The organism is Rhizobium metallidurans, from assembly GCF_014196505.1.
Lineage (GTDB): Bacteria > Pseudomonadota > Alphaproteobacteria > Rhizobiales > Rhizobiaceae > Rhizobium > Rhizobium metallidurans.
On record NZ_JACIDW010000006.1, the window covers coordinates 25,508 to 50,889 of the forward strand.

At 62.9% G+C, this 25,382-nt stretch carries 29 protein-coding genes, 1 tRNA gene and 1 pseudogene; 19 read left to right on the top strand and 12 right to left on the bottom strand.

The window, feature by feature from the left end:
* Positions 1-205 precede the first annotated feature (205 nt).
* On the top strand, positions 206-1,246 hold the full coding sequence (locus GGQ67_RS11725) for an ABC transporter substrate-binding protein (RefSeq protein WP_425503779.1): 1,041 nt from the start codon (positions 206-208) through the stop codon (positions 1,244-1,246).
* A gap of 272 nt (positions 1,247-1,518) precedes the next feature.
* Positions 1,519-1,917 (top strand): annotated as a pseudogene (locus GGQ67_RS11730) (response regulator); the annotation flags it as partial.
* A 162-nt stretch (positions 1,918-2,079) separates the two neighbouring features.
* Here GGQ67_RS11730 and GGQ67_RS11735 read toward each other — a convergent pair.
* On the bottom strand, positions 2,080-2,280 hold the full coding sequence (locus GGQ67_RS11735) for a hypothetical protein (protein WP_183900352.1): 201 nt from the start codon (positions 2,278-2,280) through the stop codon (positions 2,080-2,082).
* A gap of 310 nt (positions 2,281-2,590) precedes the next feature.
* On the opposite strand from GGQ67_RS11735, the gene GGQ67_RS11740 reads away from it, so the two are divergent.
* From GGQ67_RS11740 to GGQ67_RS11750, 3 genes are read left to right on the top strand one after another with little or no spacing between them, the layout of a single operon-like run.
* A complete protein-coding gene (locus tag GGQ67_RS11740; RefSeq protein ID WP_425503780.1) occupies positions 2,591-3,550 on the top strand; it encodes a Bug family tripartite tricarboxylate transporter substrate binding protein in 960 nt (319 codons plus the stop codon).
* Positions 3,547-4,038, top strand: coding sequence for a tripartite tricarboxylate transporter TctB family protein (locus tag GGQ67_RS11745; protein ID WP_183900353.1), 492 nt, complete (start codon positions 3,547-3,549; stop codon positions 4,036-4,038). The genes GGQ67_RS11740 and GGQ67_RS11745 overlap by 4 nt, the downstream gene beginning before the upstream one ends.
* A 10-nt stretch (positions 4,039-4,048) precedes the next feature.
* Positions 4,049-5,566, top strand: coding sequence for a tripartite tricarboxylate transporter permease (locus tag GGQ67_RS11750; protein WP_183900354.1), 1,518 nt, complete (start codon positions 4,049-4,051; stop codon positions 5,564-5,566).
* 102 nt (positions 5,567-5,668) lie between these two features.
* Here GGQ67_RS11750 and GGQ67_RS11755 read toward each other — a convergent pair whose 3' ends face one another.
* Positions 5,669-6,274 (bottom strand): dienelactone hydrolase family protein, encoded by a 606-nt coding sequence (locus GGQ67_RS11755; RefSeq protein WP_183900355.1) that lies wholly within the window; start codon positions 6,272-6,274, stop codon positions 5,669-5,671.
* Between the two features lie 144 nt (positions 6,275-6,418).
* Here GGQ67_RS11755 and GGQ67_RS11760 point away from each other — a divergent pair, with 144 nt between their 5' ends.
* Together GGQ67_RS11760 and GGQ67_RS11765 are read left to right on the top strand one after the other, a co-directional pair.
* Positions 6,419-6,826 carry a DUF1801 domain-containing protein gene (locus GGQ67_RS11760; protein ID WP_343056504.1) on the top strand — a complete coding sequence of 136 codons (408 nt, stop codon included), beginning with the start codon at positions 6,419-6,421 and terminating at the stop codon, positions 6,824-6,826.
* A 120-nt stretch (positions 6,827-6,946) separates the two neighbouring features.
* Entirely contained in the window at positions 6,947-7,114 is a 168-nt protein-coding gene (locus GGQ67_RS11765) for a hypothetical protein (protein ID WP_183900356.1), read from the top strand.
* A gap of 262 nt (positions 7,115-7,376) precedes the next feature.
* On the opposite strand, the gene GGQ67_RS11770 is transcribed toward GGQ67_RS11765, so the two are convergent.
* Positions 7,377-8,492 (bottom strand): DUF475 domain-containing protein, encoded by a 1,116-nt coding sequence (locus tag GGQ67_RS11770; RefSeq protein ID WP_183900357.1) that lies wholly within the window; start codon positions 8,490-8,492, stop codon positions 7,377-7,379.
* Positions 8,493-9,004: 512 nt separating this feature from the next.
* Between GGQ67_RS11770 and GGQ67_RS11775 the strand changes: the two genes are divergently transcribed.
* Positions 9,005-9,265: a hypothetical protein gene (locus GGQ67_RS11775; protein ID WP_183900358.1), complete on the top strand. Its 261-nt coding sequence runs from the start codon at positions 9,005-9,007 to the stop codon at positions 9,263-9,265.
* 23 nt (positions 9,266-9,288) lie between these two features.
* A complete protein-coding gene (locus tag GGQ67_RS11780) occupies positions 9,289-9,471 on the top strand; it encodes a hypothetical protein (protein WP_183900359.1) in 183 nt (60 codons plus the stop codon).
* On the opposite strand, the gene GGQ67_RS11785 is transcribed toward GGQ67_RS11780, so the two are convergent.
* Positions 9,420-9,983 (bottom strand): fused DSP-PTPase phosphatase/NAD kinase-like protein, encoded by a 564-nt coding sequence (locus GGQ67_RS11785; RefSeq protein ID WP_183900360.1) that lies wholly within the window; start codon positions 9,981-9,983, stop codon positions 9,420-9,422. The genes GGQ67_RS11780 and GGQ67_RS11785 overlap by 52 nt on opposite strands.
* Before the next feature lie 248 nt (positions 9,984-10,231).
* Here GGQ67_RS11785 and GGQ67_RS11790 point away from each other — a divergent pair, with 248 nt between their 5' ends.
* A complete protein-coding gene (locus tag GGQ67_RS11790) occupies positions 10,232-10,981 on the top strand; it encodes a hypothetical protein (RefSeq protein ID WP_183900361.1) in 750 nt (249 codons plus the stop codon).
* Between the two features lie 12 nt (positions 10,982-10,993).
* Here the strand turns inward: GGQ67_RS11790 and GGQ67_RS11795 are convergent, their stop codons facing one another.
* A complete protein-coding gene (locus tag GGQ67_RS11795) occupies positions 10,994-11,473 on the bottom strand; it encodes a hypothetical protein (protein WP_183900362.1) in 480 nt (159 codons plus the stop codon).
* A gap of 208 nt (positions 11,474-11,681) precedes the next feature.
* On the opposite strand from GGQ67_RS11795, the gene GGQ67_RS11800 reads away from it, so the two are divergent.
* Positions 11,682-12,017 carry a hypothetical protein gene (locus tag GGQ67_RS11800; protein WP_183900363.1) on the top strand — a complete coding sequence of 112 codons (336 nt, stop codon included), beginning with the start codon at positions 11,682-11,684 and terminating at the stop codon, positions 12,015-12,017.
* A gap of 155 nt (positions 12,018-12,172) precedes the next feature.
* On the opposite strand, the gene GGQ67_RS11805 is transcribed toward GGQ67_RS11800, so the two are convergent.
* The 3 genes from GGQ67_RS11805 to cpdR1 all read right to left on the bottom strand — a co-directional run bounded on the left by GGQ67_RS11805 (position 12,173) and on the right by cpdR1 (position 13,276).
* A complete protein-coding gene (locus GGQ67_RS11805; protein WP_183900364.1) occupies positions 12,173-12,538 on the bottom strand; it encodes a hypothetical protein in 366 nt (121 codons plus the stop codon).
* 217 nt (positions 12,539-12,755) lie between these two features.
* Positions 12,756-12,830, bottom strand: a tRNA-Val gene (locus GGQ67_RS11810).
* Positions 12,831-12,913: 83 nt separating this feature from the next.
* Positions 12,914-13,276: a response regulator CpdR1 gene (cpdR1, locus tag GGQ67_RS11815; RefSeq protein ID WP_003542883.1), complete on the bottom strand. Its 363-nt coding sequence runs from the start codon at positions 13,274-13,276 to the stop codon at positions 12,914-12,916.
* A gap of 187 nt (positions 13,277-13,463) precedes the next feature.
* On the opposite strand from cpdR1, the gene GGQ67_RS11820 reads away from it, so the two are divergent.
* The 5 genes from GGQ67_RS11820 to GGQ67_RS11840 all read left to right on the top strand — a co-directional run bounded on the left by GGQ67_RS11820 (position 13,464) and on the right by GGQ67_RS11840 (position 18,375).
* Positions 13,464-14,345, top strand: coding sequence for an N-formylglutamate amidohydrolase (locus GGQ67_RS11820; protein ID WP_183900365.1), 882 nt, complete (start codon positions 13,464-13,466; stop codon positions 14,343-14,345).
* 93 nt (positions 14,346-14,438) lie between these two features.
* Positions 14,439-14,699, top strand: a complete 261-nt coding sequence (locus tag GGQ67_RS11825) for a hypothetical protein (RefSeq protein WP_183900366.1) — start codon at positions 14,439-14,441, stop codon at positions 14,697-14,699.
* Positions 14,696-15,355, top strand: coding sequence for a nucleotidyl transferase AbiEii/AbiGii toxin family protein (locus GGQ67_RS11830; RefSeq protein WP_343056506.1), 660 nt, complete (start codon positions 14,696-14,698; stop codon positions 15,353-15,355). Before GGQ67_RS11825 ends, GGQ67_RS11830 begins: the two co-directional genes overlap by 4 nt.
* Positions 15,356-15,641: 286 nt before the next feature.
* Entirely contained in the window at positions 15,642-16,415 is a 774-nt protein-coding gene (gene hisN / locus GGQ67_RS11835) for a histidinol-phosphatase (protein WP_183900368.1), read from the top strand.
* A 268-nt stretch (positions 16,416-16,683) separates the two neighbouring features.
* Positions 16,684-18,375: a methyl-accepting chemotaxis protein gene (locus GGQ67_RS11840; RefSeq protein ID WP_183900369.1), complete on the top strand. Its 1,692-nt coding sequence runs from the start codon at positions 16,684-16,686 to the stop codon at positions 18,373-18,375.
* A 182-nt stretch (positions 18,376-18,557) separates the two neighbouring features.
* Here the strand turns inward: GGQ67_RS11840 and GGQ67_RS25655 are convergent, their stop codons facing one another.
* Both GGQ67_RS25655 and GGQ67_RS11850 read right to left on the bottom strand, forming a co-directional pair.
* Positions 18,558-19,496 (bottom strand): cell wall hydrolase, encoded by a 939-nt coding sequence (locus GGQ67_RS25655; protein ID WP_425503777.1) that lies wholly within the window; start codon positions 19,494-19,496, stop codon positions 18,558-18,560.
* Between the two features lie 233 nt (positions 19,497-19,729).
* Entirely contained in the window at positions 19,730-20,704 is a 975-nt protein-coding gene (locus tag GGQ67_RS11850) for an alpha/beta fold hydrolase (protein ID WP_183900371.1), read from the bottom strand.
* Positions 20,705-21,175: 471 nt separating this feature from the next.
* Between GGQ67_RS11850 and GGQ67_RS11855 the strand changes: the two genes are divergently transcribed.
* Complete coding sequence (locus GGQ67_RS11855) at positions 21,176-21,643, top strand: Hsp20 family protein (protein WP_183900372.1); 468 nt, start codon at positions 21,176-21,178, stop codon at positions 21,641-21,643.
* Between the two features lie 110 nt (positions 21,644-21,753).
* Here the strand turns inward: GGQ67_RS11855 and GGQ67_RS11860 are convergent, their stop codons facing one another.
* The gene (locus GGQ67_RS11860; RefSeq protein ID WP_183900373.1) at positions 21,754-22,758 is read right to left on the bottom strand and encodes a bile acid:sodium symporter family protein; all 1,005 of its coding nucleotides are present in this window, start codon (positions 22,756-22,758) and stop codon (positions 21,754-21,756) included.
* Positions 22,759-22,870: 112 nt separating this feature from the next.
* Here GGQ67_RS11860 and GGQ67_RS11865 point away from each other — a divergent pair, with 112 nt between their 5' ends.
* Together GGQ67_RS11865 and GGQ67_RS25500 are read left to right on the top strand one after the other, a co-directional pair.
* A complete protein-coding gene (locus GGQ67_RS11865; protein WP_183900374.1) occupies positions 22,871-23,725 on the top strand; it encodes a LysR family transcriptional regulator in 855 nt (284 codons plus the stop codon).
* 169 nt (positions 23,726-23,894) lie between these two features.
* A complete protein-coding gene (locus tag GGQ67_RS25500; protein WP_281393579.1) occupies positions 23,895-24,023 on the top strand; it encodes a hypothetical protein in 129 nt (42 codons plus the stop codon).
* A 123-nt stretch (positions 24,024-24,146) separates the two neighbouring features.
* On the opposite strand, the gene GGQ67_RS11870 is transcribed toward GGQ67_RS25500, so the two are convergent.
* On the bottom strand, positions 24,147-25,196 hold the full coding sequence (locus GGQ67_RS11870; RefSeq protein ID WP_183900375.1) for a threonine aldolase family protein: 1,050 nt from the start codon (positions 25,194-25,196) through the stop codon (positions 24,147-24,149).
* Positions 25,197-25,382 lie beyond the last annotated feature (186 nt).

Here is a 25,382-nt window from a genome sequence, read left to right on the forward strand (position 1 = left end):
CCGGGAAGGTGGTTCAGGCGGGTACCGCTCGAAGTCTAACGTCTTTGGCTGTTTTTGTCGCGCGCGACGGCTACGCCTTTGGACGGGCATGTGGCATGCGCGGCATGCGGCGAGGGCCAGATCGCGTGGGCAGAGGTGCTCCCTTGTGCGCGCCATCGCAGTCATGCATTCTTGATGGATGAGGAGACTGCCGTTACTTGCGCTGATGCTGATCTTTCCGGGGCTTGCCCTGGCGGAGCCGGTTTTCTATCCGGCGGTCTCGGGCAATGCCACGGCCCCGACGCTCATTGTCTATTCCTCGCTCGACGAGCCGCTGGCGCAGCCGATGATCCGCGGATTTCAGGCGGCCAATCCCGACGTCGCCGTCAGTTACGAGGACATGCTGACGGGCGAGATCTACGATCGCATCGTCAGGGAGACCGACGCCGGCAAACCGACGGCGGATTTCGCCTTCTCGTCGGCCATGGACCTGCAGGTGAAGCTTTCCAACGACGGCTATGCGCAGCCGAGCAACCTGCCGATGAGCGGGCTCTGGCCGAAGTGGGCGAACTGGCGCAACACCGCCTATGCGCTGACTTTCGAGCCCGCCGTCTTCGTCTACCACAAGCCGAGCTTCGCCAACGAACAGCCGCCGAGCTCGCGCGCCGAATTCGTCGACTACCTCAAGCGCAAGGGCGACGCCGTGCACGGGCGGATCGGCACCTACGATATCGAACGCTCCGGCGTCGGCTTCCTGTTCATGGCGCGCGACCAGGAGCAGTTCGGCGATATCTGGTCGGTGATCGGCGCCATGGGGGCGGCGGGCGTGAAGCTTTATTCGACGAGCTCGGCGATCCTCGAGCGCGTGTCGGACGGGCGCTTCGTGCTCGGCTACAACATTCTCGGCTCCTACGCGGCGGATTGGGCCAAGCGCAACCCGCAAGTCGGCATCGTGCTGCCGAAGGACTATACGGTCGTCATGTCCCGGATCGGGCTGGTGCCGCAGGCGGCCGCCAATCCGGAGCTCGGGCGGCGCTATCTTTCCTTCTTCATGTCGAAGGAGGGGCAGACGGTCATGGCGCGCGAGCTGCAGATTCCCGCCGTCAGCCCAGAGGTGACCGGCGAAAACACCGCCAACACGATGCAGGCGCTGCTCGGCGCGCAGCTGAGGCCGGTGCCCGTCAGCCCCGGTCTGATGGTCTATCTCGACCAGGTGAAACGGGCGCGGCTGATCGCGCGCTGGAACGAGGTGCTGCGCACGCAGTAAGCGCCGCACGATCGCCCGATAAGCGCCAGGCGTGTTGTTTCGGGGCAATTATATCGGGTGGGTTGCATAAGTATATTGCCGCCCGGTTTCCTCGGCTTTGCCGGGATATGCGGGCTTTGTATTGAACATTCATACCCCAAAATTGGTGCGTCGCGCATACTATTCTTTTAACCCTCGGGCTCCATATTAGGAAATTGGAAAGGTCGGGAACCAATCGCGCCGTCAGGCGTTTTCGGGTTTCAGGCTAGCGTGCATTCCACGGATATGGGCAATACCGCATGAACATTCTCATTGTCGAAGACGAATTGCTGATCGCACTCGATCTCGAAGCCATCGTCGAGGATCTCGGTCACACCGTCATCGGCCCGGCCCGAACGCTGGATGAAGCGCTGGAGTTGGCCGAGCAGGCCGAGGTGGCGCTGGTGGATGTTCAGCTTGCCGACGGCGTGACCGGCCCCGCGATCGCCGAGCGGCTGTCCAGCGAGCATGGCGTCACCGTCGTCTTCGTCACCGGAAATCCGGAGATGGTGCGCGACAACCGCAACGCCGTCGGCGTCGTGTCCAAGCCGCATTGGCCGGAGAAGGTGTCGGAGGCGCTCGATTACGCCGCCGCGATCCGCTTCGGCAAATCGCTGATCTCGCCACGCTTCCTGATGCCGCTCGCGTCTTGAACCGCCGCGCTATCCAGCGCAGTTTCAATCCCGAGTTTCCGGAAATGGATGCGGCGCTCTATCGCTGTCGCGTGCTGTTGCGCGCGGGCGTCAGACGAAAGGCCCCGGCGATGCCGAGGACCGTGTGTTTCCCGTATCGAACCTGTTCGCACGCCTCCTAGTCTAGCGGAAGCGGCAGGGGCGCTGGGCGTTGGAGAGCAGTTCCTGCTTCGTCGCGAAGGATCCGAAGAGCTTCAAGAGGCGCTTTTCCTCGTCCTTTTCCAGCCGGTGACGGCGCGAGAATTCGGTGACGCTCCATACCTCCCGCAGGCGGTCGTTCTGGCGGTCGTCGTTGATCTGGTTGACGTCGATGTGCGTGCTCATGGCGCGATTTCCCCTATTACATCGGCCTAACGTCGAAGGCCGCAAACGGTTCCCGTGGCGCGTGCGAAATTTGCGATTTCGGTTCCGAATTCGAATTGCGGCAAAAAAGTGTCCCGCGTGACTGGATAAGCGCGGGACGTCAGCTAAATGACAGCTTGTTGTGGTCCCTTTTGACGAACTTCAACTCCGTGGAGGCGGATAGGGGAAGTTTCGGGAGGAGTTTCGCCAGATGTTTCGGATGCGTCCAGCATCCGTGGGCGCTGTCCTTCCCGATCCGATCGAGAACAATGCGCGGTGCTCCGCCGCGCTCATGGAGGACAGTCTCTTGAAGCATATTTTCCTGACAAGCATGTTCGCGGCCGCCATCGCGCTGCCGGCCTTCGCCGCCGATTACACCATCATGGCGCCTGCCGCTCCCGGCGGCGGCTGGGACCAGACCGCGCGCTCGCTGCAGCAGGTGATGCAGAAGGAAGGCATCTCGGGCAACGTTCAGGTGATGAACGTTCCGGGCGCCGGCGGCACCATCGGCCTGGCGCAGTTCACCGGCCAGAACAATGGCAATCCGAACGCGCTGATCGTCGGCGGCTATGTCATGGTCGGCGCGATCCTGACCAACAAGTCGCCGGTCTCGCTGAAGGACGTCACGCCGATCGCGCGCCTGACGGGCGAATACGAGGCGATCGTCGTTCCCACCTCGTCCGACATCAAGACGATGGCCGACCTCGTCGCCAAGCTGAAGGCTGATCCGGGCTCGGTCTCCTGGGGCGGCGGCTCGGCCGGCGGCACCGACCATATCGCGGTCGGCCTGATCGCCAAGGCGGTCGGCGTCGATCCGACGAAGATCAACTATGTCGCGTTCTCGGGCGGCGGCGAAGCGCTGGCGGCCATTCTCGGCGGCCAGGTGACGGCCGGCATCTCCGGCTACGGCGAGTTCGAATCGCAGGTGAAGTCGGGCCAGCTGCGTCTGCTCGCCGTCTCCGGCGACGAACGCATCGAAGGCACCGACGCGCCGACGCTGAAGGAAGCCGGCGTCGATGTCAGCCTGCAGAACTGGCGCATGGTCGCGGCCGCTCCCGGCCTCTCGGCCGAGCAGACCGCCGCCGTGACCGCCGATTTCGACAAGCTGTCGAAGTCCGCCAGCTGGCAGGAGATGCTGAAGACCAAGGGCTGGGCCGACACCTACCTCGCCGGCGACGCCTTCAAGGCGCAGCTCGACAAGGATGTCTCGGCGACTGAAACGATCCTCAAAGACATCGGACTTGTTCAATGAGCATGGGTAGAGAACCCGTGGCAGAAAAGCGCCGCCCCGACTGGGCGGCGCTTGTCATCGCCATCTGTCTTTTCGCCGTTGCCGCCGTGATGCTGTGGGACGCCTCGAACATGCGCGTCATCGCGCAGTACGACCGCATCGGGCCGGCGACGGCGCCGAAGGTCGTGGCCTTCGGGCTGATCGGTCTCGGCATCTGGACGATCTTCGAGGCGTTTCGCGGCGAGTTTCCTAAGCGCGAGCGCCAGGAAATCGGCCCCGTGGTCTGGGTCATCGCCGGGCTCGCGGCGCAGATGCTGCTGCTGAAGACCGCCGGCTTCTCGATCGCCACCGGCCTGCTGTTTGCCTTTACCGCGCGCGGATTCGGGCAGCGCAAGCTCTGGTTCTCGATCCCCTTCGGCATCGCCTTCAGCTTCATCGTCTGGGTGATCTTCTCGCAGCTCCTGAAGCTCACGCTGCCCGCCGGGCCGCTCGAGCGACTGTTTTTCTAGGAAATAGGCGATGAATACCTTCGAATTCCTGTTCCAGGGCATCCTGGTCGCCGTGCAGCCGATGAACCTCATCTATGCCTTCATCGGCGTGACGCTTGGCACCGCCGTCGGCGTCCTGCCGGGCATCGGGCCGGCGCTGACCGTGGCGCTTCTGTTGCCCGTGACCTACCAGCTCGATCCGGCCGGATCGCTGATCATGTTCGCCGGCATCTATTACGGCGGCATGTATGGCGGCTCGACCACCTCCATCCTGCTCAACACGCCGGGCGAAAGCTCCTCGATCGTCACCGCGCTCGAGGGCAATAAGATGGCGCGCGCCGGACGCGGCGGCCCGGCGCTGGCGACAGCCGCGATCGGCTCCTTCGTGGCCGGCCTGATCGCCACGCTCGGGCTTGCCTTCATCGCGCCCTATATCGTCAAGCTGGCGCTGGTGTTCGGGCCGCGCGAATATTTCGCGCTGATGGTTCTCGCCTTCGTCACCGTGTCGTCGGCCTTCGGGGATTCGGCGCTGCGCGGGTTGACCTCGCTGTTCGTCGGCTTCGTGCTCGCCATGGTCGGCATCGACCAGCAGACGGGCCAGGCGCGGCTTGCCTTCGGCATTCCCGATCTGCTCGACGGCGTCGAGGTGACGACGCTCGCGGTCGCGATGTTCGCGATCGGCGAGACGCTCTACATCGCCGGCCAGGGCAACAGCATCGAGGAAAAGGTCGAGGCCGTGAAGGGCTCGCTGTGGATGACGGCGGAAGACTGGGGCCGCTCGTGGAAGGCCTGGCTGCGCGGAACCGTGATCGGCTTCCCGATCGGCGCGATGCCGGCGGGCGGCGCCGAGATCGGCACGTTCCTGTCCTACGCCACCGAGAAGAAGCTGGCGAAGAACCCGGAGGAATTCGGCCATGGCGCCATCGAGGGCGTCGCCGGACCGGAGGCCGCCAACAATGCGTCGGCGGCCGGCACGCTGGTGCCGCTCTTGACGCTCGGCCTGCCGACCTCGGCCACGGCGGCGATCATGCTGGCCGGCTTCCAGCAATACGGGCTGCAGCCCGGGCCATTGCTGTTCGCCAACAATCCGCAGCTCGTCTGGGGCCTGATCGCCAGCCTGTTGATCGCCAACGCCATGCTCCTGGTGCTGAACCTGCCGATGATCGGGCTCTGGGTTCGTCTCCTCACCATCCCGAAGACGTGGCTCTATGCCGGCATCCTGCTGTTTGCGACGCTCGGAACCATCGGCGCCAATCCGTCGGTGTTCGAGCTCGGCATGCTGCTCGCATTCGGCGTGCTCGGCTACATCATGCGGCTGTTCGGTTATCCGATCGCGCCGGCGGTGGTGGGACTGATCCTCGGGCCGCTCGCCGAACAGCAGCTGCGCCGGGCACTCGCCATCAGCCAGGGCGATGTGACGACGCTGGTCATGTCGCCGATCGCGGCGGGCCTGCTGCTCGTCGCCGCAGCCGCCTTCATCATCCCGCTCATCCTGCGCCTGCGCGGGCGCGGGCAGGTGCTGTCGCAGCTGGCGGCCAACGAGGACTGAGCGTCTGACAAAGAAAGTGCCGGGAAACGTTCATATGCGATGAACGTTCCCAACCCCAGGCGTTGCGGCCGGCGGATACATCATCCGCCGGCCGTTTCTCGTTTACGGCGGGCCGTCGCCGGCGCCGTTGACGTGGCGCAGGAAATCGACGACGCGGCGGGTCAATAGCTCGGCGGCGTCGGAATCCCAGGAGGGAAGCGAGCTGTCGGCGAAATAATGCTGGTCGCCGGGGTAGAGGAAGATGCTCGCGTCCTTCACATGCTCCAGGATCTCGCGGGCGGCATCGATATCGCCCTCGCGCATGAAGATAGGGTCGGCGTCCATGGCGTGGATCTGCACCGGCACGCCCTCCGGCCAGGGACCGAAGGACCATTCGCCCGATATCGGCAGGCAGGCGTGAAAGAACAGCGCGCCGCGCGCGCCGGGCCGCGTCTGCGCCAACTGCTGCGCCGGCACGACGCCGAAGGAGAAGCCGGCATAAACAAGCTCGGCGGGCAAGTTCCGCGCCATTTCGACGCCGCGCTCGCGCAACGCATCGAAGCCTGCCGCCTCGATATAGGCCATGCCCTCGTTGATGCTTGCGAAGACATGGCCATCGAAGAGATCGGGCGTGTGGACGACATGGCCGGCGTCGCGCAGATGATCGGCGAAGATGTGCATGCCAGGCGTCAAGCCCTGGGCGTGGTGGAAGAGCAAGACTTCGGCCATCGTTACCTCCGGGAGGGATAGCTATGGCGGGGGTGGGGGAAGTCCATGGGGGAGGCTTCGCCGGGCCGGTGGCGTCTTTGCATCAGGAGCGGACATTTCCACTCGGTGTTGCTAAAGTTGATGCGGCAATCATGGAGGGACTTAATGAGTGCACCCAAGCTTCTGTCCGGCGGCAATCCGCAGATACCGAAGGGGGAAGGGGATGCTCCGGTTCAGGCATATATCGCCGCGATGCCGGGGTGGAAGAGCGCGGTTGGGAAGCAGCTCGATCAGCTCATAACAAGTCTCGTCCCCGATGTGCGCAAGGCCGTCAAGTGGAACACGCCGCTCTATGGCGCGGCAGGCGACGGTTGGTTCCTGGCATTTCACTGCTTCGATCGATACATCAAGGTAACGTTCTTCAAGGGCGCATCGTTGGTTCCCTTGCCGCCCGTCGGGTCCAAACAGGACGGGGTGCGGTATGTGCATCTGCATGAAGATGAGCAGTTCGATGCAGTCTTGCTGAAAGGTTGGATATTGCAGGCGGTGGAGTTGCCGGGGCAGGTATTGTGAGGTTGGCGGAAATCCACCCCATCGATTCCCGCATGGCTGGGTTGAATTCCCGGTGGTTGTGGTTGGTGCCGGGCGCGCCCATATGTGAGCTGTCAATCATATGCTAGAGAAAGAAAGACAATGTCCTTCCGCCAGTCCATTCGTGATGGCTTTCTTGGTCGCGCCTTTGCGATGATCGGTGCAGCCAATGCCGCCAGCGCCGCCGTCGAATCCGGCCGCCGCCCCCGCGCGCGCGATCTGAAGAAGCTCGGGATCGATCCGCGCCAGTTCGACCGCATCAATCACTAAGCCTGCGACATAAAGCGTGTCGCGATCCCCAGGATTCGCTCGTCACGTTTTAAGTCTTTGTTTTGTCGGACGTTGTTGTCGCAAAACAGTTGTACATTCCTGCGCGACATGCTTGGAAGCGGTCCTCGACCGCCCGACATGAATGAGCCCGCCACCCGGTCAAGTGACCGAGGTCGCGGGCTTTATTTTTGTCGAAAGTTTTGTTGCGCCGAAGATCGGGCTGCGGCGGCTGCCGCGGCCCGATCTTCACGTGGGCGCAGCCTCAGGTCTGGACCTGCGGCTCCTGCTTCTTGTGGGCGTGCGTTTCGCCGCGCGCGTGCTCTTCGGCCACTTCCCGCCTGTTGTGGCGGATGGAGGACCAGAGCGAGAGGCCGATCAGCGTCGCGCCGCCGAGGCCGGTGATGACTTCCGGAACGCGAACCATCGTCTGCGCATACATGACCACCGAGAGGATCAGGATGGCGTAGAAGGCGCCGTGCTCGAGATAGCGGTATTCTGCCAGCGTTCCCTTTTCCACCAGCATGATCGTCATCGAACGCACATACATGGCGCCGATGCCGAGACCGATGGCGATGATGAAGAGGTTCTGCGTCAGCGCGAAGGCGCCGATGACGCCATCGAAGGAGAAGCTGGCATCCAGCACCTCGAGATAGATGAAGGCGCCGACGCCACCCTTGGCGGCCGCGTTCATCGTCTTTTGCGAGGCATCCAGCAGGCCGCCGATCACTTCGACCGCGAGGAAGGTCAGGAGACCATAGATGGCGCTTTCAACGAAGCTGCTCGCCTCTTCTTCCGGCAGGAAGGAGGAGAAGATCAGGATCAGCGAAAGCACGAAGGCGATCTCGATGCCCTTGATGGTGGCCGAGCGCGACATCAGTCTTTCCAGGCCGGCGATCCAGTGCACGTCCTTCTCGTGGTTGAAGAAGTAGCTGAGGCCGACCATCATCAGGAAGGTGCCGCCGAAGGCCGCGATCGGCAGATGCGCGCCGTTCATGATGCGGGCATATTCGTCCGGTTCGCGGGCGGCCAGAACCACGGCTTCCCATGGGCCGATCTGCGCGGCGATGGCTACGATCGCCAGCGGGAAGACGATACGCATGCCGAAGACGGCGATGATGATGCCCCAGGTCAGAAAGCGACGCTGCCATTCCGGCGTCATCTCCTTCAGCTTGTTGGCGTTGACGATCGCATTGTCGAAGGAGAGCGAGATCTCCAGCACGGCAAGCACGGTGCAGATGAAGAAGACGGTCGCCATGCCGCCGAGGGTGCCGGTGGTCTGCCAGCCGAGGGCCGCGCCAAGCGCCAGGCCGGCGGCCGTGACGATGAAGGACCAGGTGAAGTAGCTGATGGTCGATTTCGACGTGGTGGGGGCGCTCATGAGCGAACCTCCCCGCCGGAAACGGTGTTCGGGAGCGTAAATACGCTCGTGAGCATCGAAATGCTCGGGAGCATGGATATGCTCGGGAAACGCGACATGCCACAACGAGCATGCGCGTAAGGCATGGTGTGCTTTTTCATAGAATGAAAATCCGCCGGCTCATTTGCAGGCGGTACCGACATCACGAGAGCGCCGTAAAAACTCTCGCCAGAGGGGCCCGGCACCAGGTTGCCCGTCGGCCGATGTCTGAGGCCGCGGGATGTTCACAGAGATAATCAACTTCAAGCGTCAGTCAAGATCACCTTGCGGGTTCGTGTCGCTTTTCCGGGAACCATCCCGTCGCTCGATCGTTAGCTTTCCGATTACCCGACAAATGTGTCGCTGATGGGCTGTCGACCTTGGTCGCGGCGCGCTCGGTACGCGGTCGGGAGCAGAGCCAGTGCTTATCGAAAAAGTGCCATCGAAACAGTGCCAGCCGAAAATCGTCGGTTGAGAGAAGGGAGAGGACGACCATGCAGAACTTCAGCCACGTTCCGGAGACCCATATTCCCGACAAGCGCACGGAAGCGCCCGACCGCATGAAGCGGGCGAAGCCGAACCGGATGAAGACGGCACAGGTGATGCCGCCGCACCAGGTGGACCTGACGCTGACGCCGGGGGTTCATCACGACATCCATGTGCCCGCGCACGTGACGGGCGGCGACCTGTCGCGCGAGGGGCCGATCACCAGCGACGGTGACAAGGTGCAGAACAAGAGCGTCAACAAGAACTGAATTCAAGCCGACAGCGAGGACACATGACCGTAAACACCGTACCCGTCGACCTCTCCATGAAGCCCGTCGACCTCTCCATGAAGCACGAAAGCGAGTGGCGGGCGATCAGGGCAGTCGCCACGCGCGGCGGCGACATCATGACAGCCGGCTCCCGTCAGAACCCGATGGTTTCCTCGAAGGCGTCCCAGGAGCGGGTGAGTTCGTAGCGGCCGATGCCGGGGATGGCGAAGTGGCCGAAATAGGGGCTGAGCTGGAATTCGGCGAAGGCCTCGCTGAACTTGCCGACGGCGCCGACATAGATCGCCGCGGCAAGGCCAGTGCGGTTGGCGCCGTGTTCGCAATGGATGAGCAGCGGCTTGGGCGCATCGGCCATCAGCCTGGCAAGGCGCTGAGCCTCCGGGACAGGCAGGATTTGCGACGAGGACATGGGGAAATCGATCAGCGTGATTCCGGCCTTGGCGGCGGCAGCGGCCTCCTGGCGGTACCAGTCGGTGCGCTCCTCGTCGCGCAGATTGACGATCGTCTTGATACCATAGGTATCGGCATAGGTGGCGATGTCCGAGCCGGTCGGCTGGGCCGAGCGGTAGAGTTCGCCGGGTATGACTTCGTGAAAGTTGCCGGTGAGCTGGCGGATGCCCGCATGGCCGACGACCAGCAGGACCGCGCCCAGCGCAAGGCCGACGGGCCACTTCAGAACTGCAAGATATCTTCGCGCCATGCCTTCACGTCCAGGCAGCCTTCATGGCTGTCGCGTCACTGCGATTGCGGTGACCGGGCATGACATGGGGTGCTCGGCAAGGTCATGCCAGCCTCTTCAACGAAACGTGAGCGGATGGCTCTGGCAGGGAAATGCCGCGTGGACGTGGCGGCTGCATGGGCGAAAACTTGCTGGTGGCAAACGGCGCTTGCCAACCTTTCGGAAAGGATTGAGCGGCGATAATCGGCCATCACGGGATTTGGGACATCATGGCCAAGACAGCGACACGCCGCAAGACATCGACACGCTCGCGGGCGGGAGCGAGAAAAAGCGGAGGCGGCAGCGCGGTTCCCTGGGTGGTCGCCGGTGTGCTCGCCTTTGGCGGCATCGCCGTCTACGACAACTGGAAGAGCGTGAAGCCGATGCTGGCCTCGACCGCGCCCGCGGCATCGATCGCGAGGCCGGTCAGCGTGGCCAAGAGCGCGCTGGCGCGCGAGCGCGACAACAGCCGCGATACCGGACCGAAGCAGACCGCGTCGATTTCGTCGATCTCGAGGATGGTGCCGCCGGCCGCCGTGCCATTGCCGTCCAGGGGGCCATCATCCAATAATCCCGCGGCCGAAAAGGCGGTGCCGGTTTCCGTTTCCCCGGTCTCCGTTTCACCTGCGCAGACGCAGGCCGCCAAGGCCGCGTTCGGCTATTGCGGGCAGGGCGAGCATGTCAACTGCGTCGCCGACGGCAGCACCTTCTGGTACAAGGGCGAGAAGATCGTGATCGCCGATATCGTCAGTCCCGGCATCGACAATGCGCGCTGCGACGGCGAACGCCGCGCCGGCTTCGCCGCCAAGCTCAGGCTGCTCAATCTCCTCAACGCCGGCTCGTTTTCGATGAACGCCGCCGGCCAGCCCGACAAGGGCGCCGCACCTCGGGTCATCTCGCGCGACGGCCGCTCGCTCGGCGCGCAACTGGTCGACGAGGGCCTGGCGCGCAAGCCCGGCCAAGGCGCCTGGTGCGCCTGAAGGCGCTTGAAGCTACTTCTGCTTCGGCGCCTTGCCGTTGGTCTTGAAGAGGGCGGAGAAGGCGGTATCGGTGCTCTTGGCGGTGCATTCGATCGAGACCGGCTTGCCGTCGTAGGGGTTGCCGAGCGTGCAGCTTCCCGACACCTTGACCTGGCCGGTCATCTTCTGGCCGACCCCTGTCACCACCATGTCGAGCGGCAGGGTGACATTGCCTGACGATGCCGGCTTGATCTTGGTGCCATCGCCCTGGAAGCCGAGCATCTTGCCCTCGGCGCTGAAGATCAAGGTGACCTGACCGTTGATCAGCGTGACGCTGGCGATCTCGTTCTGGCAGGGCTTGGACGCGTCGACCTTGCCGACGACAAGCTTGCTGCATCGTCCCGCCAGCGTCAGCGCGCCCGGCGCGCCCGGAAAATTCTGCTGCGGCGTGCCCGCGGCCTGCGCGATCGTTGCCGATAGAAGCACGCCGGCGGTCAGGATTACCAGTTTCATTTCAATACCTCGTCATTCTCCAGGGCACCGAGGCCATGGCATTCTTCTGTGTTCGAAATTGGTCGGCGGCCCGGACTTTCAAGCCGGGTGCGTACAGCTTCGTGGCAACGGGAAAAGCCACCAGAAATGGCTTCCAACACCACTTTTACATATATCGATCCGATAATAAGACCGTCGCCGCCCCGTGTGGGGCGCAATGAGGGGAAACATGAGAAACATCACGCTGTCGGCGGTCTCCGCCATCGCATTCCTGGCATTTTCGGGCGTCTCTTACGCGGAAGACCTGGTCTTCACGCTGAAGAACGGCACCAACTCCGTGCTCACCAATTTCTATACCTCGCCCGTCGGCGTCAACGAGTGGGAGGACGACGTCTTCGGCAGGCAGGTGCTGAACCCGGGCGAGAGCATGGACATCACCATCGCCGACGGCCGCGACGTCTGCAAATACGACATGAGATTCGAATTCGAGGAGGGCTCCAGCCTCGACACGACCACCGATACGCAGAACCTTTGCGAAATGGGCTCCTATACGATCAACGAATAGGTGCCGCGCGAATTGCTTCGAAGGACGAGGCTTCCAGTGACGAGGCCCGGCCGATCCGCCGGGCCTCTTTTCGTTTGCGCGGGACCCGACGGCAAAACGCCCCGGAGACCGGGGCGATGGCTGTTGCGGTGGTGTCGGCGCAATGCCCGACATTCCTAGCGGCAGACGCGCAGGCTTTCCATGTGGTAGCCGCCGTCATAGGCGTTCGGCACCTCGCGGTCCTCGAACCAGCAGCGCGGCGGGGGCGGCGGTGGCGGATCGATGTAGCGCGGGCCGGAATTACCGTTGGCGATGGCGCCGCCGATCAGGCCGCCCAGAACGCCCGCCGCAAGACCGCCGGCGATCACGGCGCCGTCGTTGTTGTGGCGGCGGCGCGGCGGCGGCGGGGGCGGCCGCTGGTCGCGATAGCCGTAGCCCGGTGGGCGACGGTCGTAATACTGCGCCATGGCCGGCGCGGTGGTCGCCAGGACGCTGCTCAACGTGGTTGTGGCAACCACAGCGTACAGAACCATCTTCTTCATTCGCATGCGTCTCCGTTAAGATCGAGGGGCCTGATAACCACTCAACATGCCTAGAAGATGGCATTGGTGAGCTTAACGGATTCTGAACGAGGGAGCGGGGTGGACGAGTTCGAAACGGAGGATGCTGGGCGGTCGCGCGCGCTCGGCAGCCAGCCGCCGAAATGAAAAAGGGCTCAGTGATTCTCGCCAAGCCCCTGACTATTCAGTCTAATCTGGATGGTGGGCGTGACAGGGATTGAACCTGTGACCCCTACGATGTCAACGTAGTGCTCTCCCGCTGAGCTACACGCCCATCCGATGTCGGCGCATAGACCACAAACCTATTTGGCCGTCAATAGGCCTTTTTCAGATTTGTGACATGCGCCCACAGAAGCCTTAGGCGGCAAGCATTTTGTTGACTTCGTCGACGAGGTCGCGGAGGTGGAAAGGCTTGGAAAGGACCTTGGCGTCCTTCGGTGCCTTCGAATCAGGATTGAGCGCGACGGCCGCGAAGCCGGTGATGAACATCACCTTGAGGTCGGGATCGAGCTCGGTGGCGCGGCGCGCCAGCTCGATGCCGTCCATTTCGGGCATGACGATGTCGGTGAGAAGAAGCGAAAAGGGTTCCTCGCGAAGGCGGTCGTATGCGCTGGCGCCGTTGTCGTAGGACAGGACCTTGTAGCCTGCCTTTTCGAGCGCCTTCACAAGGAAGCGGCGCATGTCGTTGTCGTCTTCTGCAAGAAGTATCTTCTGAGTCATTATCCAGACCGCTGATCAGTGGAATTTATGCGTGAGTATTGGTCATTTACACTAGATTTCGGCCGGTAAACAACCGGTGAAGCGCCTGTGCAAAGCGTCATCCCCATGAGATAGTATGGACTTGGCGGCCTTCAACTGGCAACATGGGCAAAGCAGGTGCCTGCGAGCATGGTTAAGAGGGAAACAGGTGGACGAGATTCCCGCGTACGAGCTTTTTGAGATACGGGAACCCGCGTCGCACACCATTCCATTCGTCTACAATTCCCCCCATAGCGGCCGCATCTATCCGCCCGAGTTCATCGCGCAATCGAGATTGCAGGGGATTTCGATCCGACGCTCGGAAGACCACTATGTCGACGAGCTGTTTTCGGCGGCCGGCGCGCTCGGGGCGCCGCTGCTGCTCGCCAATTTTCCGCGCGCCTATCTCGACGTCAACCGCGAGCCCTACGAGCTCGACCCGCGCATGTTCGACGGGCTCTTGCCTTCTTACGCCAATATCAATTCTCTGCGCGTGGCCGGCGGCCTCGGCACCATTCCGCGCATCGTCGCCGAGAACATGGAGATCTACGCCCGCCGCCTGCCGGTGCAGGAGGCGCTCGATCGCGTCGAGGCGGTCTACAAGCCCTATCACGCGGCGCTGCGGCGGCTGATCGCGCGCACGCATGTGCAGTTCGGCTTCGGCGTCTTGATCGACTGCCACTCGATGCCGGGCAATATCCGCGTCGCCGGTGCGACCTCGCGGCCGGATTTCATCATCGGCGACCGCTACGGCACCAGCGCCTCGGCCGAGCTGTCGCGCATGGCCGTCAGCATCTTCGAGGAGATGGGCTTCGCGGCGATCCGCAACAAGCCCTATGCCGGCGGCTTCATCACCGAGCACTACGGCCGCCCGTCGCGCGGCCTGCACGCGCTGCAAATCGAGATCAACCGGTCGCTCTATGTCGACGAGGTGACGCTCGAACGGCGCGCCGATTTCCCGCTCGTCGTGGCGGCGATCACCTCGTTCATGCGACAGATGGCCGACTACGTCGCCAAGTTCGCCGGCGATACGGCGCTGGCGGCGGAGTAGGGCGGCTCTCCCACGGCGGCCACGCTGATGGCGCCGGCATTGACGCCTGGGTGCGGTGGCTCTATTTTTTGTTCAGGGTCAAAGGTGGTGACGATGGATATCGCAGCTACGGTCTTGAGCACTGTGAATGCGCCTTACAGGCGCAAGCTGACGGCCGCTGAGCTGGCGTTTTACCTGTCGCACAGGGATGACGCCAGAACCGTACCCGGCCACATGTCGTCCTTCTTCGCCGAAGTGACCCCGCAGCTTCAGGCGGCGTTCGCGGCCTCGGTCGGCATCCCTTTGGCTGAACTGGTGGAGGCGGCAACGGCGTTCTCCCTCTATTCCGGCGAAACCTATCCGTTGGCTGCGTGACGATCGGCGGCCCTCCCGATTGGAGGCGGCTTTTCACTGTTGCGACAGGCCTGATCAATCACGTCAACCGGTCGTACCCTGTTATCGACGAATGGTCTTTCGGTGGCGGTACGGCGATGATGCTCCAGCTCGACCATCGGGATAGTCATGATGTCGATATTTTCCTGCCCGATGCTCAGGTGCTGCGCTATCTCGATCCCGCGAAAGCCGAATTGGCGTTCGATGTCGTTCCAGACGGTTATCAAGGAGACGGCGTCAAGTTCCAGAAGTTCGCCTTCAACGGGATCGGCGAAATCGATTTCATCGTCGCTCAAGCGTTGACGTCGGTTCCGCATCTTCGGACTTCCGTCGAGGGCGTGTCCACGCGTCTGGAGACTGTAGCGGAGATCGTTGCCAAGAAGGTCTATTATCGCGGAGCATCCATCCGGCCCCGTGATATCTTCGACATCGCCGCCGCCGCGCAGAGCCACGAGCGCGAGCTCATCGAGGCGCTTCGGTATTATCGGCCGCATGTCGCGGCGACGTTGTCGGCGATCGCCGGGCTCAATGCGGATTTCGTTTCGGCCGCGATTGCTCCATTGATGATCCGGCCGACGTTTCAGCATATCGCGGCGACTGCGATCGAGCGTACTATTACTGTCTTGAAGAGGGTGTAGTTTTCCCGCGCCAGGGTTGCGGATCTGTGCCGATCATCCCGGCGCTATCCACCCGACAAAAAAAGACCGCCTTGCGGCGGTCCAAGTCTAGGGAGGAAACACCCAAGGAGGGTATTTACAGTCAGAAGACTGTAGGGAGACGCTACTATTGCAGTGCACAATTGTCAATCAGTTTATTGCGGTGCGCAAAATATAGGCAGCCGGCTAAAAATTGCTGCCCGCGTTTGCAAAATGACCGGTTTCGGCTATGGAAAGCGGCATCGACGGTCTCACACGGATGTCCCTTATGTTTCCTGATCGCACCTTCTTCAATCGTCTCGCCGAAGCCGCCAAGGCCGAGACGCTGCCGCGGTTTCGCTCCGGGATCGACGTGACCAACAAGCTGGCCTCGGGGTTCGATCCCGTCACCGAGGGCGACCGGGCGGCCGAAGCGGCGATCCGGGCGTTGATCGAGACGCATTTTCCCGAACACGGCATTCTCGGCGAGGAGTTCGGCAATGTCGGGCTCGAGCGCGAGCATGTCTGGGTGATCGATCCGATCGACGGCACGCGGGCGTTCATCTCGGGAGTTCCCGTCTGGGGGACGCTGATCGGCCTCTACAGGAATGGCCAGGCGGTCATGGGGATGATCGAGCAGCCGTTTACCGGCGAGCGCTATTTCGCCGACGAGAGCGGCTCCTACTATACCGGTCCCGAGGGCGAGCGGCGGCTCAAGGTGCGCGATTGCGCCGGGCTTTCCGATGCGATCCTGTTCACGACGTCGCCGCATCTGTTTGCCGGTACCGAGATGGAGCGGTATCGCGAGATCGAAGGCCAGGTGCGGCTCTTCCGCTACGGCACCGATTGCTACGCCTACGCGCTTCTGGCCGCCGGGCACATCGATCTCGTCATCGAGAACAGCCTCAAGCCCTACGACGTCGGCGGCATCATTCCCGTCATCGAGAAGGCGGGCGGCATCATCACCACCTGGGACGGCGGGCGGCCGGAGAATGGCGGCTCGATCATCGCCGCGGGTAGCCGGGCGGTCTATGACGCGGCAGTGGCGATCCTGCGGCGTTAAACCGGTGGTTGCTTCCATTCCGGCAAGATGAAGCCGAGTTTTGTCAGATTCGTACAGTGTTCAGCATCAAAAGTTGCTCTCGTATATCCTCATCTCTCCCTGGTTGTTTTATTCACGAAAACGTGCCTCTACTTGCGCGATAAGATGCGCGCACTGGGCGAACATTAATCAAACAGAAAGAGTTCGCTGCAAATCTTGCTGATGAAGTGAATATTTCTACGGAATTTTGCCTTCCGGCGATCCGTATTTCAGTTTTGAGGCAAATATAATGCAGCTTTTTTCTTTCGGGTCCGCCGCCGGCGCCAAGGCCGTTCTTGATGCGGTCAGCCGCTCGCAGGCGGTGATCGAGTTCGACATGGCTGGCAATATCCTGTCCGCCAACGAGAACTTCTGCCAGGCGATGGGATATCGTCTCGACGAAATCGTCGGACGGCCACACAGCATGTTCGTGGAACCGGAAGAAGCGAAGAGCGCGGACTACGCCGCTTTCTGGAAGCAGCTGAACAAGGGCGAATTCGACCGCCGGCAATACAAGCGCGTCGGCAAGGGCGGGCGCGAAGTCTGGATCGAAGCCTCCTACAATCCCGTCTTCAAGGGCGGCGCGCCCTACAAGGTCGTGAAGTTCGCGACCGTGATCACCGACACGAAGCTGAAGAGCGCGGAAGACGCGGGCAAGCTCGACGCGCTGTCACGCGCGCAGGCGACGATCGAGTTCACGCCCGACGGTCATATCCTGACGGCCAACGAGAATTTCCTGACGACGCTCGGTTATACGCTGGAGGAAATTCGCGGACGGCATCACTCGATGTTCTGCGACCCCGCCTATGCCGACAGCGGCGAGTACAAGGAATTCTGGCGCAAGCTCGCGGCCGGGCAGTTCGCCGCCGACGAGTTCGCGCGCATCGGCAAGGGCGGCCGGAAGGTGTTCATCCAGGCCTCCTATAATCCGATCCTCGACATGAACGGCAAGGTGTTCAAGGTCGTCAAGTTCGCAAGCGACGTCAGCGAGCGGGTCAGGGCCGTCAACGAGCTCGCCGTCGGCCTGCAGGCGATGGCCGAGGGCGATCTGGACCAGACGATCGAGAAGCCGTTCATCGCCTCGCTGGAAACGCTGCGCACCGACTACAACTCCTCGATCGGCCGGCTGCGGGCGGCGATGCAGGCGATCGCCAGAAACGCGACGCAGATCGCATCGGGAACGCGCGAGATCAGTGCCGCGTCGGACGACCTTGCCCGCCGCTCCGAATCGCAGGCCTCTTCCGTCGAGGAGACCGCCGCGGCCGTCACCGAGATTTCCACGACCGTGTCGGATTCGGCCCGCCGGGCGGCCGATGCCGGACGGCTTGTCGACGACACGACGAAGAGCGCACAGGATTCCGCCGATGTCGTGCGGCAGACCGTCGAGGCGATGGCGCGGATCGAGCGCTCGTCGACCCAGATCGCCGGCATCGTCAGCGTCATCGACGATATCGCCTTCCAGACCAACCTCTTGGCGCTGAACGCCGGCGTCGAGGCCGCGCGCGCCGGTGAAGCGGGCAAGGGTTTCGCGGTCGTGGCACAGGAGGTGCGCCAGCTGGCGCAGCGCTCCGCCGATGCGGCGAAGGAGATCAAGGCGCTGATCCGCGATTCGGAAGCGTCGGTTCGCGACGGGGTCACGCTCGTCGACAAGACGGGTTCCGCGCTCGAGGCGATCGCGGCGCGGGTGCTGCAGGTGCACGACAACGTCTCCGGCATCGTGGTGGCGGCGCGCGAGCAATCGCAGGCGCTTGGCCAGATCAACGAGGCGGTGATGTCGATGGATCAGGACACGCAGCGCAACGCGGCGATGGTCGAGCAGACCGCGACGGCGAGCCGCAAGCTGGCGACGGAGGCGAGCGCGCTGTTCGACCTCATCGGCCAGTTCAAGGTTGGCGACGAGCGACGCGAACGCGTGACGGCGCCGTTGTCGAGAGTGGCCTGACCGTTCTCCGACAACTGTCCGGCGGGTGCCGGACAGTTGCGAGATCGCGTTTTGGCGATGACACGGCATCGTTCCGAGGACTGGCAGGGCGAACAGCCTGGCATATGAAGACATGAAAAAAGGGTTCCGCCGATAGGCTGGAACCCTTTTTCGTTCGATGGCACTGCTTGCGGCGGCGGCGATCAGCCGCCGATGCCGCCACGCATGCGGGCCATATCAAAGGCCGCCGGGCGCGGCGTGGGGACGGCGACCGCCGTCGGGATGGTGTAGGCAACGGCCTCGAAGGCGGCCGGCTCGGGCACCGACGGGACGTAAGCCTGCTGGACCGGAGCCTGCAGCACCTGCTTCTGCTGGATCTGAGGCTGCTTAGACTGGGTCTGTTGAAGCTGCGCCTGCTGAAGCTGGGGCTGCTGCATCCGCACCTGATCGGCGGTCGTCTGCATCGGCGCCGCCTGCGGCACGGGCACGTTATCAGGCGCTTCGTAGGCGGTATCGACAACGCCGTCCGCCATCGGGATCGGCGCGCGGGCCGGCGAGGCGGCGGGCGTGAGCAGCTCGAACTGCGCCGCCATCTGATTGTGTTCCGGCACGAAATTCATCGCGACTTCATAGGCGGGCAGCGGTGCGGGGGTCTGCAGCTCGCCGTCGGCGCCGCGCTTCTCGTAGAACGAATTGCCGCCGGCAACCGTCACGTAATACATGTTGTCGTAGGGGAACTTCAGGCCGCTTGTGTGGAAGAACATGGCCTTCTTGACGGCGGGGTTGCGTTCACCCTTCAAAAGCGCGTCGGCGGCCTCGTTCAGATCGGGCTCCGCCTGGGGCTTGACTTCGCGGGTCATGACGCCGGGAGCGAACTGTCTGGCCTGCGAAACGACGCCGCAAATGGACTTAGGGTAGGCCGGCGATGTCAGCCGGTTCAGCACGACGCTGCCGACCGCCATATAGCCGTCGCGATCCGACTGCCGCGATTCGAAATACATTGCCCGCTTGAGACAGGTGCGGTCTTCCGTCGTGTAATTGTAGGTGACCTTGCCGGGTGTGCTGGTCTGCAGCGGCTTTGTGGTCTGGATGCTGCCGGTCGTCTTCGGCGTGCTCGTGCACCCCGTGGTCGCCAAGCCCACAATCATGATCCCGAAAAGAGATCGTCCCAATACGTAATGCGCCCTCAACGCCAGGTGCCCCCTATGTGATTAGTTCAGCCCTTATCGAAAAAGTGAGTAACTATTATCTTACAATCGTAAAAATTCAAACACCGCGTTACATTTTTGTCTCAAAATGTGATCGGGCTCGGGTCGAGCCATGCGATATCGGGCGCGCGGGGCGTGGGAACGGCCCGACCGGGGACGCATCGCGTTCAGGTGCCGAAGCCCTCGAACTCCTCGGAAACCTCGGCATCCGCGCCCGGAATGAAGGCGTGGAAGGCGGCGAGCGCCGCCTGCCGGTAGACATCGCGTTCCTGCAACACTTCGTGACGGGCGCCGTTGATCGGCACCAGTTGGCCGGCGCGGAAATAGCGCGAAAGGCGCTCCTGGGCGATGTAGGGCACGATCGTATCGCGCGTCGGCGCGATGACCACCGTGGGAATGGTGATCGAAAACAGATGGTTCGGCGCGGTGACGCGTTCTATGGTCTTGAAGGATTCCAAAAGCCAGCGGGCCGTGGGCGGTCCGAGCGTCAGGTCGGGCTGGGCTTCGCCGATCGCGACATTGCGTTCGAAGCGCACCTCGTCCGATGTCAGCGGATTGTCGCGGAACGGCTTTTCCTTGAGCCTGCGCGCCAGCGGGTACGAGCCGAGGCCGAGCACGCAGGCCATGGTGGCGAGCCGCCGGATGGTGCCGGCCGAGGCGGGCTGGCCGGCGAGGCCGATAAAGGGCGCCGTCAGCACCATGCGCTCGATGCGGGTCGTGAGATAGGGGGCAGCCGACAGCGCGATCAGCGCGCCGGTCGAATGCGCCAGTATATAGAAGGGCAGGCGGGTATCGGGCAGCACGACCTTCTCGAGGAAGGTGTCGAGGTCGTGCTCGTAATCGATGAAGCGGCGGACATGGCCGTAATGCCGCTTCTTCAGCATGCGGTCGGAATTTCCCTGGCCGCGCAGATCGAAGGTGGCGACCCAGAGGCCCTTGTCGGTCAGGTCGCGGATCGTCTCGTAATATTTCTCGATGAATTCGTTGCGCCCGTGGAGCAGCACGACGGTGCCCTTGGCGACGGGGGCCGAGGAGCGGAAGACGGCGTAGCGCAGCTTCAGGCCGTCATGCGTCTCGAAGAAGCCTTCGGTACGGTTTTCCGGAACCGGATTGCCGGGTGTCGAATAGAGAACCTGGTCCATGGCCGTGCGCGCGCGTCCTTCGAAAGGATTCGGATAGAAGTAAAGCGGATAGGCGATCGGCCTGTCAAATCAAAGAAAAAAGCGCTCTTGCTGTGCGCTTGCCGCGCCCGGTCAAAAAAAAGTGGCCGGCATGCGGGACCTGAGGGGAGCGCAATGCCGGCCGGAGATCGGGCTGGAGACGAAGGGACGATACACTCCAGCCATCGAGCCAGTGTAACCCGATGACGCAATCTCTAGGCCCACGCGTCTGAACGGATGCCGAACCGGGCGTTCATGCGCGGTTCACGGTGGCTGGCCGCGGATTTCCGGTGGTTGTGGGCGGCTCTTCGAAAGGGTCTTGAAGTCCGAAAAAGCCATCCCCATCTCATGGTAGCGGACGCCAGAACGGGTCCGCGGAACCGTCCCGAAGCTGCCGATCAAGGGGTTTCAGGGGCAACTTATCGCAACCAGTCGCTTCCTCAGGAGGACATCATGCGTCACGTAGACTTCTCTCCCCTCTATCGTTCCACCGTCGGTTTCGACCGTCTCTTCACCATGCTCGACAGCCTGGGCCAGCCCGACCAGGGCCAGACCTATCCGCCCTACAATATCGAGCGCACCGGTGAAAACACCTACCGCATCACCATGGCCGTCGCCGGTTTCGACGAAACCGAAATTTCGATCGAAGCGCAGGCCCATGCTCTCACCGTCAAGGGTGAGAAGAGCGAAGATAATGCGGAAGGCTCCGAATTCCTCTATCGCGGCATCGCCAAGCGCACTTTCGAGCGTCGCTTCCAGCTTGCCGACCATGTCGAGGTGGCAGCCGCTTCGCTGAAGAACGGCCTGCTTCACATCGACCTTCTGCGCAGCATTCCCGAAGCGATGAAGCCGCGCAAGATCGCGATCGCCGCTGAGCCGGTGAGCGCGCCGAAGGCGATCGAGGCTCAAGTCACCAACTAAGTCACCAACTAACCAATCCCTCCCAGGATATGGCAAAGAGGCGGCGCTCCGGACGGGGCGCCGCTTTTTCGTTGTCCGGCGTTCGATCACTCCGGCCATTACACCGGCCATCACGCCGGGTTGGCGGCTTGCTCGATCTCGGCGGCGGTGGCGCGGCGGTGGTGGGCGGCGGCGTATTTCTGGGCGATGACGGCGCAGACCATCAACTGGATCTGGTGGAAAAGCATCAGTGGCAGGACGATGGCGCCGATCGGCTGGCCGGCGAAGATGACGTTGGCCATGGGAACGCCGCTCGCCAGGCTCTTCTTCGAGCCGCAGAAGGTGATGGTGATCTGGTCGGCCTCGTTGAAGCCGAGCAGGCGGCTGCCGAAGGTGGTGGCGCAGAGAACGATGGCCAGCAGGACGATGTCGGCGACGATGACGACGGCGATGTCCGTCAGCGAGAAGGTCCGCCACAGGCCCTCGACCACGGCGGTCGAGAAGGCGAGGTAGACGACCATCAGGATCGAGCCTCGGTCGACGGGCATCAGGAGCTTCTTCTTGGCGCGGATCCAGTCGCCGATCCAGGGCTGCAGCGCCTGGCCGAGGATGAAGGGGAGCAGCAGCTGCGTGAAGATCTGCAGCAGGGCGTTCCAGGAGAAGCCGCCGTGGCCGCCAACCGAGAAAAGCAGGCCGACGAGAAGCGGCGTCAGGAACATGCCGAAGATATTGGAGGCCGAGGCCGAGCAGATCGCGGCGGGCACATTGCCGCCGGCCATCGAGGTGAAGGCGATCGACGACTGCACCGTCGAGGGCAGAACGCAGAGAAAGAGAATGCCGAGATAGAGCGGTCGCGGCAGGATCGAATCCGGCACGAGGCCGAGCGTCATGCCGAGCAGCGGGAAGATGGCGAAGGTGGTGAGCAGGATCACCAGATGCAGCCGCCAGTGCAGCAGGCCGGCGATGACGACATCGCGCGCCAGGCGCGCGCCATGCAGGAAGAAGAGGAGCGCGATGGCAAGCGTCGTCGCCGTGCCGAAATAGCCCGCGAAGGCGCCACTGGCCGGAAGGATCGAGGCCAGGATGACGGTGCAGACCAGAAGGATGGTGAAGGTATCGGGCAGGAAACGGCGCATGGGCTGAACTCGGCTTATCCGGCGGGTCGACCGGCTTGGGATGGATCAGTCCTGTTTCTTCCATTATGATATGCGATGCAAGAAATAACAGTTATCGCGAAATGGGATAAGCATGCTTGATCTTACGCAATTGCGCAGCTTCGTCGCCGTCGAGCAGATGGGGAGCTTCACGCTGGCGGCCGAGCGGCTTGGGCTCGGGCAATCCACGGTCAGCCAGCATATCCAGCGGCTGGAGACGTCGATCGGGCGGCGGCTGCTGGCCCGTGACACGCACAAGGTGGTGCTGACCACGGATGGCGAGGCCTTGCTGTCGCATGCGCGCGCCATGCTCTCGATCGAGGGGCAGGTGCAATCGCTGTTCGGCGGGCCAAGCCTGCGCGGCAAGCTGAGGCTCGGGGTCTCCGAGGATTTCGTCACCAGCCAGCTGCCCGGCGTGCTCGAGGATTTCGTGCGCTCGCACCCTTCGGTCGATCTGGAGCTGACGGTGGCGCTGTCGGGCACGCTTTATGAAATGCAGGACAATGGCGAGATCGATCTGGTACTGGCCAAGCGGCGGCTCGGCGACGCGCGCGGGCGGCTGGTCTATCGCGAGCCGCTGGTCTGGCTGGCGCGCGATCCCGATCATATCATGAGCGCCTCGCCACTGCCGCTGATCGCCTTTCCGCCGCCAAGCGTGACGCGAGCGATTTCGCTGGAGGCGCTGGGGCGGCACCAGATTCCCTGGCGGATCGTCTGCACCTGCGGCAGCCTCAGCGGGCTGACGGCGGCGGCGCGCGCCGGCATGGGCGTGCTCGTGCAGCCGCGCAGCATGGCGCCGTCGGGGCTGAAGGTGATCGCGAAGGGCAAGCTTCCCGTGCTCGAGGATGTCGAGTTCGTGCTGGTGCCGCGCAAGGGGGCGGACCAGGCGCTGGTTTCGGCGCTCTCCGACGATATCCTCGCCAAGGTCAGGAGCCTGCGGTCGGGGTGACTGTTGCTCCGGCCCGGATGCCCGGTCTTGCGGGCGCGCGTCGTGGTTAATCCGTTGTCTCGAATTTTAAGTATCCTTCAACCCTGTCGCTTAGGTTTCTGGTTACCTTGGACCCCTTAGTCTGGTCTTCGCTCAAGGTCGACGTTCGGGGCTACAGGGAGAACGGACGATGGTATATGGAGCGCTCTTCGTCTCCGGGCTGGTTGCCTGCGTGATGCTCATCGTCGTGGCTGGTCACGACTCCAAGACGGCGGATACCGGGGCGCCGCCTTCCGCCGTGATGCTGCGTCAGAACTAGCCGCTTCGGAGAAACAATACGACAATGTCGACAATGGTGATCCGCCGCTCATGGCCGCGGATCACCATTGGAACGCGCCACCGCAGCCACGGTGACGATCTTCTTCGCCGTTCCCATGTCCGTCTATGATGCGAGGCAGCTCAGGAAGCCGTCGACGTCCTTTTCCTCTGTCGCGAAGCTGGTGACGAGGCGGATCAGGATCTCGTCAGGGCCGACGAGATCAGGCGTGGCCGACGGGATCGGCCATTCGTAGAACTTCGCGCCCTTGTCCTCGGCGGTCTTTCCGGCGCTCTTCCTTATAATGGCGAAGACTTCGTTTGAAGTCGTCGACCACGCAAGGCGGGCCGAGTTGCTGGCACCGATGCCGGAGCGCAGGCGGTCGGCCATGCCGTTGGCGTGGCGGGCAAGCTCCATCCACAGGCCGTTATCGAGATAGGCGTCGAACTGGGCGGCGATGAAGCGCGACTTCGAGAAGAGCTGGGCGGCGCGCTTGCGGATGAAGGACATTTCCTTCGCCTTGTCGGGATTGAAGACGACGATCGCCTCGGCGCACCAGCAGCCGTTCTTGGTGCCGCCGAAGGAGAGGATGTCGACGCCGCGCTTCCAGGTCATCTCGGCCGGGCTCGCATCGAGCGCCACCAGCGCATTGGCGAAGCGAGCGCCATCCATGTGGAGCGGCAGCTTGCGCTCTTTGCAGATGGCGGAAATGGCGTCGATCTCGTCGAGCGCGTAGACGGTGCCAATCTCGGTCGCCTGGGTGATGGTGACCGCTGTCGCGCGGCCGTGATGCACGGCGTTCTCGGGGAAGCCGGCGATCGCCTTGGAGAGCTTCGCCGGATCGATCTTGCCCAATTCGCCATCGACAGGCGACAGCCGTGCCTGGCTGAAGAAATCGGGCGCGCCGCATTCGTCGGCGATCACATGGGCTTCGGAATGGCAGAAGGTGATGCCGCCGGGGCGCTGGACGCTGGCGAGCGACAGCGAATTCGCCGCCGTGCCGGTCGCCACGAAGAAGACGGAGACCTCGCGCTCGAAGATCTCTGAGAAGCGCGCCTCGACGCGGCGGTCGAGATCGCTGGTGCCGTAAGCGGCGGCGAAACCGGCGGATTCCTGAAGCAGGCGCTCGGCAATGGAACGGTGGGCGCCAGCCCAGTTGTCGGAAGCAAAGATCATGGAAAATGCCTAGGAAAAATGGAGGTGGGGGCGGGTTCGGGTGGGAGCTTAGTCCAAAGCTTCACGGGATCAAGCGATTGGGGCGCAACCCATCACAAAAATTGAATTCCGCAATCAAGAAACAATATAATAGGGGATCGCGTAATTTTATGTCGCCACCTTGATCGATTTGGTAATCTTCCTGCG